Source organism: Larkinella soli, from assembly GCF_003703975.1.
Lineage (GTDB): Bacteria > Bacteroidota > Bacteroidia > Cytophagales > Spirosomataceae > Larkinella > Larkinella soli.
On sequence record NZ_QTJY01000001.1, the window covers coordinates 246,431 to 263,274 of the forward strand.

13 protein-coding genes are annotated in these 16,844 nt (G+C 57.3%); 6 read left to right on the plus strand and 7 right to left on the minus strand.

Annotated features, from left to right (window positions below):
• Positions 1-104 precede the first annotated feature (104 nt).
• Both topA and DX909_RS02910 read left to right on the plus strand, forming a co-directional pair.
• On the plus strand, positions 105-2,633 hold the full coding sequence (topA, locus tag DX909_RS02905) for a type I DNA topoisomerase (protein ID WP_128543549.1): 2,529 nt from the start codon (positions 105-107) through the stop codon (positions 2,631-2,633).
• Between the two features lies 1 nt (position 2,634).
• Positions 2,635-3,330, plus strand: a complete 696-nt coding sequence (locus DX909_RS02910) for an SIR2 family NAD-dependent protein deacylase (RefSeq protein ID WP_128543550.1) — start codon at positions 2,635-2,637, stop codon at positions 3,328-3,330.
• Between the two features lie 30 nt (positions 3,331-3,360).
• Here the strand turns inward: DX909_RS02910 and DX909_RS02915 are convergent, their stop codons facing one another.
• Positions 3,361-4,248 carry a YitT family protein gene (locus tag DX909_RS02915; protein WP_206512957.1) on the minus strand — a complete coding sequence of 296 codons (888 nt, stop codon included), beginning with the start codon at positions 4,246-4,248 and terminating at the stop codon, positions 3,361-3,363.
• Positions 4,249-4,436: 188 nt separating this feature from the next.
• A complete protein-coding gene (locus DX909_RS02920; protein ID WP_128543552.1) occupies positions 4,437-4,802 on the minus strand; it encodes a hypothetical protein in 366 nt (121 codons plus the stop codon).
• Between the two features lie 173 nt (positions 4,803-4,975).
• On the opposite strand from DX909_RS02920, the gene DX909_RS02925 reads away from it, so the two are divergent.
• A complete protein-coding gene (locus DX909_RS02925) occupies positions 4,976-5,857 on the plus strand; it encodes a bifunctional 5,10-methylenetetrahydrofolate dehydrogenase/5,10-methenyltetrahydrofolate cyclohydrolase (RefSeq protein WP_128543553.1) in 882 nt (293 codons plus the stop codon).
• Positions 5,858-5,958: 101 nt separating this feature from the next.
• On the opposite strand, the gene DX909_RS02930 is transcribed toward DX909_RS02925, so the two are convergent.
• Positions 5,959-8,919 carry a TolB-like translocation protein gene (locus DX909_RS02930; RefSeq protein ID WP_229310923.1) on the minus strand — a complete coding sequence of 987 codons (2,961 nt, stop codon included), beginning with the start codon at positions 8,917-8,919 and terminating at the stop codon, positions 5,959-5,961.
• A gap of 158 nt (positions 8,920-9,077) precedes the next feature.
• On the opposite strand from DX909_RS02930, the gene DX909_RS02935 reads away from it, so the two are divergent.
• On the plus strand, positions 9,078-9,485 hold the full coding sequence (locus tag DX909_RS02935; RefSeq protein ID WP_164851184.1) for a response regulator: 408 nt from the start codon (positions 9,078-9,080) through the stop codon (positions 9,483-9,485).
• An 11-nt stretch (positions 9,486-9,496) separates the two neighbouring features.
• Here the strand turns inward: DX909_RS02935 and DX909_RS02940 are convergent, their stop codons facing one another.
• On the minus strand, positions 9,497-10,492 hold the full coding sequence (locus DX909_RS02940; RefSeq protein ID WP_128543555.1) for a hypothetical protein: 996 nt from the start codon (positions 10,490-10,492) through the stop codon (positions 9,497-9,499).
• Positions 10,493-10,565: 73 nt separating this feature from the next.
• Positions 10,566-11,984: an aldehyde dehydrogenase family protein gene (locus DX909_RS02945; RefSeq protein WP_128543556.1), complete on the minus strand. Its 1,419-nt coding sequence runs from the start codon at positions 11,982-11,984 to the stop codon at positions 10,566-10,568.
• Positions 11,985-12,115: 131 nt separating this feature from the next.
• Between DX909_RS02945 and DX909_RS02950 the strand changes: the two genes are divergently transcribed.
• Both DX909_RS02950 and DX909_RS02955 read left to right on the plus strand, forming a co-directional pair.
• Positions 12,116-13,201, plus strand: a complete 1,086-nt coding sequence (locus DX909_RS02950; protein ID WP_128543557.1) for a helix-turn-helix transcriptional regulator — start codon at positions 12,116-12,118, stop codon at positions 13,199-13,201.
• A gap of 81 nt (positions 13,202-13,282) precedes the next feature.
• A complete protein-coding gene (locus DX909_RS02955) occupies positions 13,283-14,992 on the plus strand; it encodes a hypothetical protein (protein WP_128543558.1) in 1,710 nt (569 codons plus the stop codon).
• On the opposite strand, the gene DX909_RS02960 is transcribed toward DX909_RS02955, so the two are convergent.
• Both DX909_RS02960 and DX909_RS02965 read right to left on the minus strand, forming a co-directional pair.
• Positions 14,987-15,766 (minus strand): hypothetical protein, encoded by a 780-nt coding sequence (locus DX909_RS02960; RefSeq protein ID WP_128543559.1) that lies wholly within the window; start codon positions 15,764-15,766, stop codon positions 14,987-14,989. The genes DX909_RS02955 and DX909_RS02960 overlap by 6 nt on opposite strands.
• Entirely contained in the window at positions 15,767-16,816 is a 1,050-nt protein-coding gene (locus DX909_RS02965) for an AMP-binding protein (protein ID WP_128543560.1), read from the minus strand.
• Between the last annotated feature and the right edge of the window lie 28 nt (positions 16,817-16,844).

Below are 16,844 nucleotides of genomic sequence, written 5' to 3' on the forward strand. Positions count from 1 at the left end.
GATTTTACGGGTTTTGCGTCTATATTTGACCCGCAGGACACGCATATCCGAATGCCGGGAACGCTTGAATGAGGGGAAACTTTACAACTTCAACCTGAATCCATATGTCTAAAAACCTGGTTATCGTGGAATCGCCCGCGAAGGCGAAAACCATTGAAGGGTATCTGGGTAAAGATTTCGTCGTTAAGTCGAGTTACGGCCACGTCCGTGACCTGCCCAAGGACGATATGGCCATCGACATCCAGAATGGCTTTCGTCCCGTTTACGAAATCACGCCCGATAAACGGCAGGTTATCAATGAATTGAAGAAGCTTGCCAAAACCGCCGAGGAGGTCTGGCTGGCGACTGACGACGATCGTGAAGGCGAAGCCATTTCCTGGCACCTGAAGGAAGCCCTGGGCCTTCGCGACGATACCAAGCGGATCGTTTTTCGGGAAATCACCAAGAATGCCATTCTGAACGCCATCGACTCTCCCCGCCGGATCGACATCGACCTGGTCAATGCGCAGCAGGCCCGGCGCGTGCTCGACCGTCTCGTCGGTTTTGAACTGTCTCCGGTGCTCTGGAAAAAAATAAAGTCCGGCAGCTCGTCGGCCCTTTCGGCGGGCCGGGTGCAGTCGGTCGCGGTGCGGCTCATCGTGGAGCGCGAGCGCGAAATCGACGGGCACAAAGCCAAATCCAGTTACAAGGTAACGGCGCAATTCATCGTGGACGGCGGCAAGGTGTTGAATGCCGAACTGCCGAAGAACTTCCCGACGGCCGATGAAGCCCGGGCTTTCCTGGAAAAATGCCGGAATGCCATCTTCACCATCAGGAACCTGGAGACCAAACCGGCCAAAAAAACACCCGCACCGCCGTTTACCACCTCCACGCTTCAGCAGGAAGCATCCCGGAAGCTGTCGTTCTCGGTTTCCCAAACCATGACGCTGGCCCAGAAGCTATATGAGGCCGGGAAAATCTCCTACATGCGGACCGACTCGACCAACCTTTCGCAGGAAGCCATCAATAAAGCCAAGGATGCGATTTTGGCGGAATTCGGCGAGCGATATGTGCATACACGCCAATATAAAACCAAATCGGAGTCGGCGCAGGAAGCCCACGAAGCCATCCGCCCGACCGACTTTTCGGCCAAAAAAGCTAGCGGTGACCGGAACGAGCAGCGGCTCTATGAACTGATCTGGAAACGGGCCATTGCCTCCCAGATGGCGGAAGCCCAGCTCGAACGGACCACAGCCACCATCGGTATCTCGACCACTCCGGAGGAGCTGATCGCCCAGGGCGAAGTGATCCGGTTCGACGGCTTTCTGAAGGTGTATATGGAGTCGACCGACGATGAAGACGAGGAAAACAAAGGGATGCTGCCCCCCCTGACCATCGGCCAGGTCCTCCACCTGGACACGATGAAGGCCACCGAAAAGTTTACCCGTCCGGCCCCCCGCTACACGGAAGCCAGTCTGGTAAAGAAACTGGAGGAAATGGGCATCGGCCGGCCGTCGACCTACGCTCCGACCATCTCCACGATTGTCAAGCGGCAGTATGTCGTCAAGGAAGACCGGCCCGGCCAGGAACGGGCGTTTAAGGAATTGACCCTGAAAAACCGGGAGATCAGCGAAAAGAACGGAAAAGAGAACTTCGGATCGGAAAAAGCCAAGCTGTTTCCGACCAACATGGGAATGGTCGTCAACGACTTCCTGGTCGAATATTTTCCGGACATCGTCGACTACCAGTTCACCGCCACCGTCGAAAAGGATTTTGATGAAATTGCCAACGGCCGCATCGGCTGGCAGGAGATGATCCGCAACTTCTACGGCGGTTTTCACCAGAATGTCGAAACGGTGCAGGGTTCGGCCCTGACGGCCTCCAAAACCGGCAGCCGCGAGCTGGGCATCGACCCCCGGACGGGCAAGAACGTCTACGCGAAACTGGGCCGCTATGGCGCTTTCGTGCAGATCGGGGAAGCCACCGACGATGAAAAGCCGCAGTTTGCCAACCTCCGGAAAGACCAGCTGATCGAAACGATTTCCCTGGAGGAAGCCCTCGACCTGTTTTCTCTTCCGAGAGAAGTCGGTTTCTTCGAGGACAAATCGATGACCATCGGGATCGGCAAGTTCGGGCCGTATGTCAAACACGACGACAAATATGTTTCGCTGGGGAAAGAAGACGACCCGTATACGATCCTGCCCGAACGGGCCATTGAACTGATTCAGCAAAAGCGGGCCGAAACCGCCGGTGAAGCGCTCGGCGAATTCGAAGGCAAACCCGTTTCGACCGGCAAAGGGCGTTTCGGACCCTATATCAAACACGACGATAAATACATTTCCCTGCCGAAAGGCGAGACCATCGGCTCCCTCACCCTGGAGCGGGCGGTGGAACTCATCCGGCAGAAGCGGGAAACGGAAACCAACAAATTCATCCGGGAATTTCCGGAGAACCCGTCGGTGAAAGTCGTGAAGGGCATGTATGGCCCTTACATCTCCATCGGGAAGCGGAATGTGAAAATCCCGAAAGACCAGGACCCCGCGGCTCTGACGCTCGAAGACTGTCTGCGCCTGGCCGGGGAACCGGCGGCCGAAGACAAGGCTCCGGCCAAACGGGCGACACCGGCCAAAAAAGCGGTGGCCCGCAAAAAATAAGATGAAAAAGATCGTCGTATTATCCGGCGCGGGAATCAGTGCGGAAAGCGGTTTACGGACCTTTCGCGACTCGAACGGCCTCTGGGAAAACCACCGGATCGAGGACGTGGCCACGCCCGAAGCCTGGCAGCGGGACCCCGATCTGGTGCTGGAGTTTTACAATCTCCGCCGGAAACAGGCGCAGGACGCCCTGCCCAACGCCGGACACCTGGCTCTCAAACGGCTGGAGGATTATTTCGACGTGACTATCATTACGCAAAACGTCGACGACCTGCATGAAAAAGCCGGGTCGTCGAACGTTCTGCACCTCCACGGAGAGCTGTTCAAATCCCGCAGCACCGTCGATGAACATCTGGTGTATTCCATCGAAGGCTGGGAACTCAAACGGGGTGATCTTTGTGAAAAAGGCTCCCAGCTGCGGCCCCACATCGTCTGGTTCGGCGAAGCGGTACCGATGATGGAAACCGCCATCGAGATTACCTATCAGGCTGACCTGTTCATCGTGGTTGGCACTTCGCTGGTCGTTTATCCGGCGGCCGGTCTGGTGGATTTTGTCCGGCCGGGCGTTCCGGTCTACGTCATCGACCCGAACGTTCCTGAAATCCGGACCCGCAAAAACCTCACTTTTATCCCGGAAGCCGCGACCACCGGCCTGACCCGGCTGGCCGAACAACTGATCGCTTCCGCCGGCACCTGACCACTGAAATCTCCGGCGTTTGTTTTCCGCCTAATGTAATGGCCGCATTTTGATCATGCCGCCCCGGACGTCGGCGATGGAATGTTCGATGACGAAGGCTTTTTCGTCCACCTCCATCAGCTTGTCTTTCAGGCGCGTAATTTCCAGGCGGGTAACGACCGCATACAGGATATTGATGTCGTTTTCCCGTAAACCGCGTTTCCCGTACCCTTTCTCCCCTTTAAGGACGGTAACACCCCGGCCCAGTTCCTCGGTTATCATCTGTCGAACTTCCTCGTGGTGGTCGGAAACGATCATGACCGCGATGTATCCCTCGATCCCGTGAATCAAAAAATCGACGGTTTTGGAAGCAGCCAGGTAGGTCAGCATGGCATATAAGGCGGTTTCAATATTGATCAGAAGGGCCGCCGACCCGAAAATCAGGGTGTTAATCATCATGATGACGTCACCCACCGACATGGGTCCGCGCCGACTGACAAACACCGCCAGCACTTCCGTTCCGTCCAGCACCGCCCCGCCCCGGATGGTCAGCCCGATTCCGGCCCCGAGGAAAAAGCCGCCGAAGACGGCAATCAGCAGTTTATCGGTTGTGACGACCGGATAGGGAATAAAGGTCAGACATAAAGCCAGGGCGCAGATGGCAAACAGGGTTTTCACCGCAAACCGCCAGGACAGCTGCCGGTAACCCATCCAGATAAACGGCAGGTTGATGAGGACGACCAGTATGGCCAGGTCAATACCGGTTTCAATTTCCAGCAGCAGGGAAATCCCCATGGCTCCGCCGTCCAGAAAATTATTCGGCAGCAGAAATCCTTTCAGCCCCATTCCGGCGCTCAGAACTCCCAGCAGGATCAATCCAATTTCTTTACCTTCCCGAAAAAGGACGGTGGTCTGTATCGTGGAGATACGGTTTTTCATCGTGAGGTTCATTCGGTTGATGGTGGATAAATGAAGAAACAATAATTTACCGCTCTGGCCGGAACTTTACCGGATGGGTACAGAAATCTGAAACCCGGTCTGCACAATGGGATCAGTTGAGAAAGCTTTCAACCAAAAACAAGGCGAGCGGAAACAGGATACCGGGATTTGCCGAATGAATCAAATCCTTACGGTGCGTTGATGGCGATATGGTGTCCGAAAATCCTTCGGAAAAAAGAGAAGAAGAAATAGAAGATTTCGGTTCGACGGATCAGCTTTTCCGTACGGACGGCCACCCACATCACGGTAGCCATAACATATACGGAAAGCGGAACGTGATAGGTCAGTGAAGGAGTCACGACGGCCTCCAGCGATAACCGGACGGCCTGCCCGTCACTCAGGTCGGCTGAAGGATCGTGGGATACGGTTGCCGGCGTTTCAATTTTTTTTACCGCTTCCCGGAAATGATCACAGGACTGCCGGGCGCACAGGCCCGCAATCCACCCGACCAGGAGGAGGCAAAGCAATTGAAACACAGAGCGGTATCGCTTCATCGAGTGAAATGATCGATTTGGAAGTCCTTCATTGACAGGGTGATATCAACAAAAATAGAAAAATTTCTCCGGAATTCCCACCGGAGTTTTCATTCTCAGGCCGCTGCCGGCCGGTTTGATTGGCTTAAATCGCCTACCTTTGCAGTTCACCAATTTGAGCGGAGCCTTTCCCTATGCAACTCCTCGACGGTAAATTTCTCTCTCAGCAGATCAAACAGGAAATCGCGGCCGAAGTGGCCGAAATCAAAGCCGCCGGCGGTAAAATTCCCCATCTCGTCGCGATTCTGGTCGGGTCGGCCGGGCGCAGTGAAACCTACGTGGCCAGTAAAATGAAAAACTGTGAAGAAGTCGGTATGAAATCGACTCTTTTCCGGTTCGACGAAACGGTTTCCGAGCAGGAACTTCTGGACAAAGTCCGGGAAGTGAACGACAATCCCGATATGGACGGACTGATCGTTCAGCTCCCCCTCCCCGAACATATTTCCGCCGACAAGGTGATGGAAACCATCCATCCGGCCAAGGACGTGGACGGCTTCCACCCGACCAACATCGGCCGGATGGCGAAAGGCCTGCCCGCCTACATTTCAGCTACCCCGCAGGGCATCCTGGAAATGCTGAAGCGGTATGAGATCGAAACGTCCGGGAAACACTGCGTCGTAGTGGGCCGCAGCCAGATCGTGGGTCTGCCCATGAGCATTCTGATGCAGCGCAACACCTACCCCGGCAACTGCACCGTTACCCTCACCCACAGCAAAACCCGCAACCTCGCCGACATCTGCCGGACCGCCGATATTCTGATTGCCGCCCTCGGCCGCCCGGAGTTCATCACCGCCGGCATGGTGAAGGAAGGCGCCGTGGTGATCGACGTCGGCCTGGAGAAAGTACCGGATCCCTCGAAAAAAAGCGGTTTCGCCCTGAAAGGAGACGTCAAATTCGACGAAGTGGCCCCCAAAGCCGCCTATATCACCCCGGTTCCCGGCGGGGTCGGCCTGATGACCATCTCCTCCCTGATGCAGAATACCCTCAAATCCGCCCGCCGGGAGATCTATCCGTAAATTGGGGATGTTTGGGAGTTTGGGGGTTTAGGAGTCGGGGTGTTCAAGGCTACGTTCAAACCCCTCAACTCCCCAACGCCTAACCCCCCAAACCCCTGCACTTAGAATCCTATCTCCACGACCAGCGGCTGCACCTGCCATTGGCCGGTGTTGATATTGTAGGTCGTACGGACCCCAAGTTCAAAGGGGGTGGAAAGCCGCATGAAGTTGAAGATGAATGACACATCGAAGCCGGCGGTATTGAATGTATCCCGCACCAGAACTTCCCGCCCCTGGGTCCGAAGGCGGCTTTCGCCCTGCGCGGCATCATAAAAACCGGTGGCCCGGATTCGCTGGATGTACAGCCACCGGCCGAGCGTCAGATCCGGGTCAACCAGCGGCAAGCGGTATTCCACACTGGCGGTGCCTAACCGGTCGAAGCTGGTATAGGAGGCCCCTCGCGGAAAAAAGACGATCGGACTGAAGCGATACGAATCCTGCTCCTGCTGCTGGTAGCCTCCCCGAAACCGCAGGGAATGGTGTTTTCCCAGGCCCGGAAAGAACAGGCTACCCTGAGCGGCCCACTGGTTCCCGGTCAGGGCGCCCCCGAATGGCGTATGCCGCCAGTTGGCCTGGAACGTCTGCCCCCACCGGGGAGCCACATCCCGTTTGGCCTGCCTCAGCGTGCGGGCATAGGTCAGACCATAGCTCATGGCGCTCAGGCTTCCCCCGAAACCCACCTCCGTGATCGGGCGGGCCGGCAGATCATACCCGCTCACCTGGATGTAGTTATAATACGCGGAGAGCGAAAGGCTTTGCAGGTATCTGGACCGGGTCAGCTGAAGAGGCAGACGCAGCCCGGCCGTAAACTGGTCATAATGCCAGCGGTCGCTCCGGAGGGAGTCGAGCGGGGTCCGGCGGTCGACGTACAGCGAGGTATTCCGGCGGCCACCCTGAAAACCGAGATCGATTATCGGGAACAGGCCCTGGTAGCTTAGGTTGGCGTAGTATCCCGCTGCCCTTTCCGCCTGATCATAGGCCAGGCCCAGTTCGAACTGGGTCGTGCTCAGAAGGTCCTGCGAGAGCAGGCCGAGCGTCAGGTTCTGACCGCTCGAAGAGGCAATCGGCCCCCAGCTATAGACGTTCAGCGCGTTTTTCAGCCGGCTGAATCGTTCGACGGGATATCCGGGCGTTGCCGGCACCGAATCGGCCAGAGCCGCCCGGACCTGGGCCGCCCCGGGCTCCTGCCGGGCGTACGGCTCAAAATACCGGAGGGCCTCATCCTTCACTTTCTCCACCGGAACCCAGGTCGACGGGTCGAGGGGCATTTCGGAAACGCGGTACCCGTTGGCCCGGAAATCATGAAACCCAAGTTTTCTGCCTTCCGGCGAAAGGGTCGCGTGGTAGGCTCCCAGCGGTCGCGAGGTCACCTGGAACCGCTTTCCGGTTTCGGTATCCAGGGCATAAATATTGTCGATGCCGGAATGGGGAGAGTTATAAAATACATACTGCCGCCAGGGCTGCGGGTGGCTGAGGTTTTCCGGGGTGACCGGTATCAGATCCCGTCGGGTGCCGTCCTGGGCGTCCAGCATCTGGAGCGTTTTTCCCCCGGTCCGGCGAACCACCGCCACGATCGTCCGGTTATCATCCCGCCAGCGCGGATGGAGATAAAAGCCATTTTCGGGATTGTCGAACGTCCGGATTTCGGCCCCGGTCCGGGCGTCCAGAACGACCAGCCGGGTACGGTACTGTTCGTCATTCCGGACGGCGGCAATCCGGCTTCCGTCCGGGGAAAGGGACGCCACCGAAAAGCGGGTCCGGCGCTTCAGGTACGTAAGCCTCCCGGTTTTGAGGTCGAGTACTTTTATATCCGAATAAATCCGTTGTCCGAAACGTGGGTCGTAGAGATTTTCGGTCCAGCAAACTTTTCCTCCGCCGGCCGACAGCATTTCCGGATTATTGAATAGTCCCTGCACAAATACCTTCTTTTCCTTCCCCTCACGGTCCAGAAGCACAAGCCGGCTGATGTCACCCAGACCGGATTTGATCGCCAGAATCCGGTTTTCCGAAACATACTGCGGGTAACGGTAATTGGTGTATACTCTTTCGGAAGCGGAAACGGGATAATCGGTGGCATCGGTCACGCGGAGGGCGGATTGCCGGCCCTGCCATTCCCTCCCAATCTCATGCATCGTCTGCCGGTACAGGTCTTCCACCCGCATCCGCTGCGTTTTCCCGGCCGAATTTTCTTTCCGGAAGGCGCGGGCCGTCCGTTTCAGGCTGTTGGAGAAGGCAAACGGATAGAGCGGAAAGCGGTAATACCGGTTCAGAACCCCGCTCCATGCCTCTGCTCCATAAGTCCGTTTCAGATAGGAAGTGAGAAAATATCCTAAAACATACTCATTGGGAACATTATGTCGATAGGAACCGGACACGGCTTTCGCATAGGTAAACTGCCGGCCGGCCAGCAGGTTGGCCCGCCAGGATAGGTCGAAATTTGGGATGCGGCCGCGTCCTCCGGTGGTCAGAGCGGTTTCGGTGCCGACGGCATCGCCTTCCCAGAACCAGCCGGGTACACCCAATGTCAGGGCGGCCAGGGCCGAGTTCCCGAATACCGAGTAAACCACGTTCGAGAAGCCCTGAAGGGCTTTATCGTATTGAACCACATGCCGGAATTCATGAATCGCCAGCAGATCGAGCCAGGCGAGGTTACCCGCCACGAAGGGGTCCTGGGGCGGAATGGCGAAGAACTCCGACCGCCGGGGCAGCAGGGTTACAAAACCGTTGCTGACGGTGGTCTGGTTCTGGAGGATCACCGATAACGGACGGGGCCGGCGTTCCAGTCCGGCGCTCACCGGCTCGTACACCTGTTCGAGCCTCCGGGCGGTTTGCTGGGCAGGGCCTTCAAATCCGCGGGGAAAAATGACCCGAAAGTGCGGTGTGCGGAGCTGGTCCCACCGGAGGTTTGGAGGGTTCTGGTCGAGCAGGGGCAGCGTCTGCGCCGTTGCCGAAAATAAACCCAGCCACAGGCCGGGTACGATCCATCGCAGGAAGCGGAATGAGAATACGGAGAACTGGGCCATCATTCTGGGTAAAACGGCGCTGGATGCCCTTTTTAACGAAAATATGATCGGTTAAATTGGTAATCCAGTACAAATCTATTATCTTCAATCACTTATTTCGGCCGCGTTAAAAAGCCGGCTCATTGCCTATGTTGCCAAATAGACCCTTTACGATTTTAGTGGCAGATGACGATGAGGAAGATCGGCTTTTGCTCGAAGAGGCCTTTCTGCAAAATGGCCTTTTTGACTGCGGACGCTTTGTCGAGGACGGAGACCAGGCCATCGAATATCTCCGGAGCTGTGTCGGCCCCCTGCCCGTCAATCCCCTTCCTTCGCTGATCATCCTTGACATCAATATGCCGCTTCGGAACGGACTGGAAACCCTTCAGGCCATTCGGGCGGACAACCAGTTGAAAAATATTCCGGTTCTGATTCTGACCTCTTCCCGGCAGGAGGTCGAGAAAGCCTACCGTTTGGGCGCCAATTCCTATCTGGTCAAACCGATGCAGTTCAACGAGCTGATCCGGATGGTCGGCGAAGTAACCACCTACTGGCGCGATACCGTCAACCTCCCGTTCGACCAGTAAAGGTGCCACCCCTACCGGCCTTTCACCTTCCGGTACACCAGCGAAGCCTGATACCGCAATTCCCTGAAAAGCCGGCTTCCCAACAACCCCTTTCCCGTATAGTACCGGTGAACGACGTTTTTGCTGTTCCCCTGAAAATGCAGCGTATGCAGCAAAATGTCCTGATTTAAAAGGCGGTTTCTGGCTATCGGCCGACCCTCACGCATCACCACTTTTTTCCGGCCGGCTTCAAACTCGTATTCGTCGATCCGGAAATTCGTGGACATACAGATGTTATGGTCGAAGGCTGAGCCTTCCCGAGCCTGCGAGAGGTTCCGGACCCGGGTGCCGTATTCCTCATAATAGACATACAGCGCCGTCATGTCGGAAAAACCGGCCTGGTCGTTCTTCTCAATTTTTCCCAGTCTGATCTTTTCCATGAACGCCATCAGGCGCGGTTCGGTGTACAGCTGGATCGCCAATGCACAGAACCGGTCGATGCCCTCCCGCGTCCAGTACGAGGAATGCCCGGACGCGGAGGCCACCCACTGAAAATCCGCACCCAGGTTGAATCCCGCCAGGTACGTATTCAAGCCGGTTTCACCGGAATACCGGGTCAGGTTCGAAAAGATCATCACGTCCGAGTCGGCCACGAAAACCTCCCGATAGCCCTGCTGCTGCATTAGTTCCTTCACCAGAAACCACCGAATGAAACAGAACAGCTCATACGCATAGCCGTTCGGCGACTGGTGCCGGTAGACCTCCTGAAACCGTTGTGCATCCGCGCTTTTCAGCTCATTGATCTGCTTGTGGATCAGGAAAGGAAACCGGTTGTTGGCCGGGTCGCCGAGCAGATATACCGGACTGTCGGGGTTGGTATGGACGGCCTGCCGGAGGGTGAACTCCAGATAGGGACTGTAATTCTGATGGATAAAAATGATAGGGATTCCCGCTCGGGCTTCCGGTTTTTCTGTCGGGTGAAAAACTGTTTCGCCGGCCGGGGTTACTGGGGAAGCCGTATCTTCCATCGAGGCAGTTTATGGGGTTTGAAGGCCCTAAGATACGCATTCGGTGGTTGCAACCCAATTTTTGGACGTCACCTCAGAGGTATTTCACCAGCATCGAAATCAGCTTCCGCTTCTTTTCCGAATAGGGTGGGTAGATCAGTTTCAGAAACTCGACCTGCCGCCGGACGACGCCCCGGGCATTGGAGAACTCCTGAAAACCGTGAAAACCGTTGGCCTTGCCCAGCCCGCTGGTGTTGACTCCCCCTACCGGCAGGTCGGTATGAATGAAATGAACCAGGGTATCGTTGATGACGGCGTTTCCGGAACTGGTCCGAGCCATGAAAAACCGGATGGCCGCATCGTCCCGGCCGAACAGATACATAACCAGGGGCTTGGGGCGTTCCCGAATCCAGCGGAGGGCTTCCTCCGGCTCATCATAACCGATGACCGGCAGCAGCGGACCGAAAATTTCTTCCTGCATGAGGGTCATGGACTCACCGACCAGGTCAAGCACCGTCGGGGCAATGAACCGGTCGGCGGCCTCGGCCTCCCCTCCGATCCGAACGCGGGCACCCATTCCGACGGCTTCGTCCAGCCAGGTTTTCAGGCGGTTCCAGTGGCGGTCGTTGAGGATACGGGCCAGACTGTCCGACGCCTGTACCCCTTTTCCAGCCGGGTCATACATCTCCCGGACGGCCCGGCCGATTTCATCGATCAGCCGGTCTTTGACGGACTGGTGAACCAGCACATAATCGGGGGCGATGCAGGTCTGGCCGGCATTGACCCATTTGCCCCAGGCAATCCGACGGGCCGCCGTCGGCAGGTCCGCCGACCGGTCGACGAGGCAGGGCGATTTTCCGCCGAGTTCTAGCGTTACCGAACTCAGGTTTCGGGCCGCAGCCTCCATCACCTTTTTCCCCACCGCCGTGCTGCCGGTAAAGAAAATATGGTCGAAGGGAAGTTCGAGCAGTTGACCGGCCACCTGCGCATCGCCTTCAACGACCGTCACCTCGTCCGCCGAAAACTGCGATTCCACCATTTGCCGGACAAATTCCGCCGTGTGGGGCGTCAGTTCGGAAGGCTTCAGGATGGCCGTATTTCCGGCGGCAATCGCGGAGGTCAGGGGTTTGGCGAGCAGGTAAAACGGGTAATTCCACGGTGCGATGATGAGCGTGACGCCTTTGGGTTCATAGCGGATGTGGCCCGAGGTTCCGAACATGGCGAGCGGACTGGAAACCGGCTGCGGTTTCATCCATTGACGCAGGTGGCGGATGGCGGTATTCAGTTCGTTGACCGACGTAAACAGCTCCGTCATTTCGGTTTCGGCCGCCGGTTTTCGGAAATCGGCAAACAGTGCCCGAAACAGCCTGGCCCGGTTGGCCAGCAGATAGGTCCGCAGCCGCTCCAGTTTGCCGATCCGCTCTCTGACCCCGGTCAGGGCGATTTGAGCCGCCCGCCGGCGCTGGGCCTCGAACAGTTCCCGAAAATGAACTACGCGGTCGGTCGTTGACATAGGCATGGAGGAAGTGTTTTGGCCGGAAATACCCTTAATAATACAAAAAAAGAGAAGCAAGGGTAAAAAAGCCGGACGTCCGGCTATTTGCAATACGGGAAATACTAATATTTTTGTCAAAACCGTACCGTATGAGCATCGTCAGCAACAATATCAAATACCTCCGCCGTCTGAATGGATTGACCCAGGAGCAGTTTGCCCGTCGGATCGGCATCAAACGTTCCCTGCTCGGCGCCTACGAAGAAGCCCGCGCCAACCCCAATCTCGATAACCTGATGGCCATTGCCCGTTCGTTCAATACGACGGTGGATAATCTGCTCAAAAGTGACCTGCGGAAGATCCGCGAAACCCCGGACCTCAGCATTCCGCTCGACCGCGGCTTTGACGAGCGTCCGGCCGGCGGATTTGCGGTACCCTCCTCCCCCCTGCCGAAGGAAGTTCCGGAAATGGCCGGCCCGGCCCCGAAACCGCTGGCGGCCGTGCTCGAAAAATTCTACCAGGGTCCGGTGACTCCTCCGGTTATTGAAAAACCCCGGCCCGCCCCGGCGCACCAGGCCATCAATCTGGTGGCCCAGCGCATCATACCAAGGCCGGTTTCCGGCCGGGAGGCTTTTCCGCGGATGCCGGTGATGGCCCCCCGGCCCCCGCAGCCGCTTTCCTTCAATAACGTGTATGAAAACTCGGCGACCTCCGTCGGCCGACCTCAGGCCGACCGACGGTCTCCGGAAGAACCGCACGCTCCGGCATCGATCCAGTATGTCCGCCAGGCTCAGTTCGCCGATTATATGCACCGGTACCAGCAGACCGATTTTTTACAGCGCCTGCCGGGTTTTCAGCTTCCGATGCTTCCGACGGGAAATTACCGGGCTTTCGAAGCCGGGGAAGAATTCGCCTTTCCGGGGGCGCTGGTGGTGGGGCAGTTCGTTCGGAACTGGTATGAGATTGCCGACGGCAAGTGGTATATCCTGCTGGTTCAGGGTCAGGGTCTTGCTTTTCGCAGGGTAATCAACCAGGTAAAAACGAAAGGCAGCCTCCTGCTGACCGCCGATCAGCCGTCGGTTCCGAACCGGGAAGTTCCCATCCGGGAGGTTCAGGAGGTCTGGGAAATCCGGGCCTTCGTCAGCCAGCAGTTGCCGGAGCCGGCCCCTTCGCTGGATGGCCTGCGGAGTCTGGTCGATGACCTTAAATTTGAACTGGACCGGCTTCAGAAAAAATAAGTACCCTACAGAAAAAATATCGCAGGTCGTTACCGGGAAGTAACGACCTTTGCGGCAACGTCAACGACCGTCTCCATCGTTTTGAACCCGACTGCCAACCGAAGTACCCCTGCCACCCAACCGATCCGCCGAACCATTCTGAACCGGCTGGCTGCCGGAATTACCGGGCTGGTGATCTTATTCTACTGGTATTACATCGACACCTATTCGGTCAATTTCCCGTTTCAGGATGACAATAGCCTGCTGCTGGTGATCGCTGAGGTAAAGAAAAACCTGGGGTTCCGCCATAACCTGCATACCTTTTTCCGGGCGGAAAACGACCATCGGATCTTTCTGCCGCGGTTGGTCGGTTACCTGGATTATCTCCTGACCGGGTCTCTCCACTTCAAACTGTACATTTTGATGGCCGCGTTGAATATGACGCTGGTCCTGGGGCTGATCTACCGGATTTTCCGGCGTCTAAATCTGCCTTTTCTCTATTTTCTTCCCATCCCTTTCTTCCTGCTTCAGCCTCAGTTTCACGAGGTGAGCCTCTGGGCTTTGACCGGCCTTCAGCATACCAATCTGCTTCTGTTCCTATTTACCGGCCTTTACCTGCTGGAGCCGTCCGCCGGACCGGGCCGGATCGCACTGGCCGCACTGCTTTCCCTGCTGGCGGCTTTTACTCATGGAAATGGTCCGCTGATCTTCGTCGCCTGCGGTTTTTTCCTGCTGATTCAGCGCCGGTACCGGCTTCTGGCCGTGTGGATTCCGCTGTTTCTGGTCTCCATCGGCCTCTATCTGACGGGCTACACCCCGGGGAGCGGGGTGAAACATACCATCAACTGGGCGTATGTTCCCGGCTCCTTTCTGGCAAAAGTGGGAGCGATTTTCTCGGCCTGGGGGCCATTCGGGATCAGCGGGTCGGTCGTGTGGGGGCTGGTGGTCTGCGGAATACTGGTTCCGCCGATGGTCATCACCCTGATTCAGTCCCTGCGGAAGGAACGAAAACCGAACCTGATTACCGATCCGGTCTTTGCGGCCTTTTCGTTCGTCCTGCTGACGATGGGGCTGATCACCGCTTTCCGATCCACGGACGGCATCATTCTGGAAAACCGCTTTAAAATCTATGCCGCCGTCAGTGCCGGGCTGGTTTACCTTTATCTTCTCTGCAAACTGGCTGGTGCTCGCCGGCACGCGCTTCTGGCCGGTTTTTCGGGCCTGGCGATCGGCTTTTACTTCAGTTCGTTTTACGTCTATACGCCGGAGGTCATTTACAAGCAAAGCCGGTATGCCGCCGATACCTACAACTGGAGAAAGCAGCAGACCGAGCTATGCAACGAATCCTCCATCGAATCCAGCCTTCATTTTCTGATTCCCGCCTACCGGGAGGGCTATTGGCAGGTCCCGGATCTTTTTCCCAACCTCGACGCACCGCTGGCCGACGCCTATCGAACGGGCCGACCGGAGAAGGTCCATTTTGAAATTCGCCGGTATGTCAGTAACCGGACGAACGCACCGCTGCTGGAAATCGGCACGCCCGAAGTGGCGCTCCGTCGGGAAGGAATGCACGACGACCTGTTTCTGGTGCTGCGGGAAGAAGCCTCCGGCCGGACCTATCTGGCCGGAACCCAGCCCCGACCGGCCGGCCTCAGAAAACTCGTTCTGGAAGCCGGCCTGTTTACTTCCGGTTTTACGACGGTCGTGCCCATAGATGCCATGCAGCCGGGGGCCTACCGTCTGGGATGTCTGCTTAAAAAGGGGGATAATACCTACGCTTTCGTCGTTTCCGACCAGACGATCCGGTTATGAATCCGGCGCCGTGGCCAGCCGTTTCAGCGTCTGGCGCAGTCGGGTCGCGGGGCCGTCGTTTCCGAGGGCCTGAGCCGACAGGTCAAACCACTCCTCCGTTCCGAGGTTCAGGAACTGGCCGTCCTGTTTCGGAGGGCCGGGAAGCGCCGAATCCGGGTCGTAGTCCACGGCATAAACGATTTCCATCAGGCTGCGCAACTCCGCCCAGGAGAGTGTATCGGATTGGTTTCGTTCGCCCTGCCGGACCTGGAGTTGGGCTTCCCGTTTACTGAACCAGGCCGTCAGCCGCGTTTCCGATCGCTGACTGCCCCGTTTCTCCAGATACGTCATTTCAAACGGTTTTTCCTTGCCGGAAGCCTCATAGACCGCCTGAATCAGTTCCTGAGCCAGATAAATCCAGTCTTCCTGACGGGCCGGGCTACCGGTTTCAACCGCTTTTCCTTCCATTTCGATCGTTACCTGAAAATAGTCGTCGTTCGTACCCAGGCGGTCTTCATCGAAAGGCCGGAGCCGGGTTTTACCGATAAGGTCTTCCAGGGGCCGTTGCCAGGCCCCCGGCAGGGTTCCGGTCCAGGCATAATCGTCGTCGCCCGTAAACCCCTCCCCGATGATTTCATCTTCGTCGATCTCGTCGCGGTCGGTATACGTGATCGAAAATGCCACCGCAAGACCGCCGGAGGGATCGGTACGGCCGATCATGGTGTAAAAATTGGAATACGGAGGGGGAACCGACTGCGCAGACTGGTAGCGGATTTCCAGGGATTTCAGGCTCATTCAGTGATTCTGGGATATTTTCTTTTTATCGATCTTGCCCGTCGGCGTTTCATCAAAACCGCCGACGGAAATAAACTGTTTCGGAACGGCATACGGCCCGACTTCCCGCCGGACGGCATCCTTCAGCTCCTCCCGAACGCCGTCCGGCAGCGAAACGGACTCCATGAACAGAACTACCCGCTGCCCCAGCCTCTCGTCCGGGACGCCGTATACGAAGAACCGACCCCGGAAACCGGCCCGGATCAGAATCTCACCGGCGACCTCCTCCACCCGCTCCGGCTGGATCTTGACTCCACCGCTGTTGATGATGGTATCGGCCCGGCCCAGCAATCGAAACCGCCCGTCGCCGGTCAGATCGACGACATCATTGGTCTGAATCTTCCGGAAGCCGGTAGCCGCAGCGGTTATGTGCAGGCAGGACCGCTCATCGACGCCGATCTCCACGCCCTCCAGCACCGTAAATTCGCCGGCTTTTTCCGGGCCGTTCAGTTGCCGGACCGCAATATGCGACACCGTTTCCGTCATTCCGTAGGTGCTGAACACCGGAGCGGAAATGGCCTGAATGCGGTTTTCCAGCCCCCGGTCGACGGCCGCGCCACCCACCAGCACGGCTTTCATTGTATTCAGAAAAGGCAGCGACTGCTCAGGTGTTTCGAGCAAAGCCGCCATTTGAAGCGGCACAAAGGCGGCAAAGGCAAACCGGTCCCGTTCCGGATCGAACCCGTCCAGCGGTCGAACGGACGGCTCCACAATGGTCAGATCGAGGCCGAGTTCCAACCCCCGGACGAGCATCATCACCCCGGCGATGTACTCGATGTTCAGGCAGACCAAAGCCCGGTCTCCGGCCGCCAGCCCGAACCGACGGCCGGTCAGAGCCGCGCTGGCCTGCATTTGCGTCCGGCTCAGAGTAATCGGTTTTGGGGTTCCCGTCGATCCGGACGTTTTCAGGACAAAGGTAGCCTGCCCCGACAGCCAGGCGCGGCAGAAGGCCACCGCTCTGGCTTCGTATTCGGTTTTCGGCTCAGGAAGACGTCCGGCGGTGATCTGCATGCATGCTGGGTTCTGACCCTTCAGGACC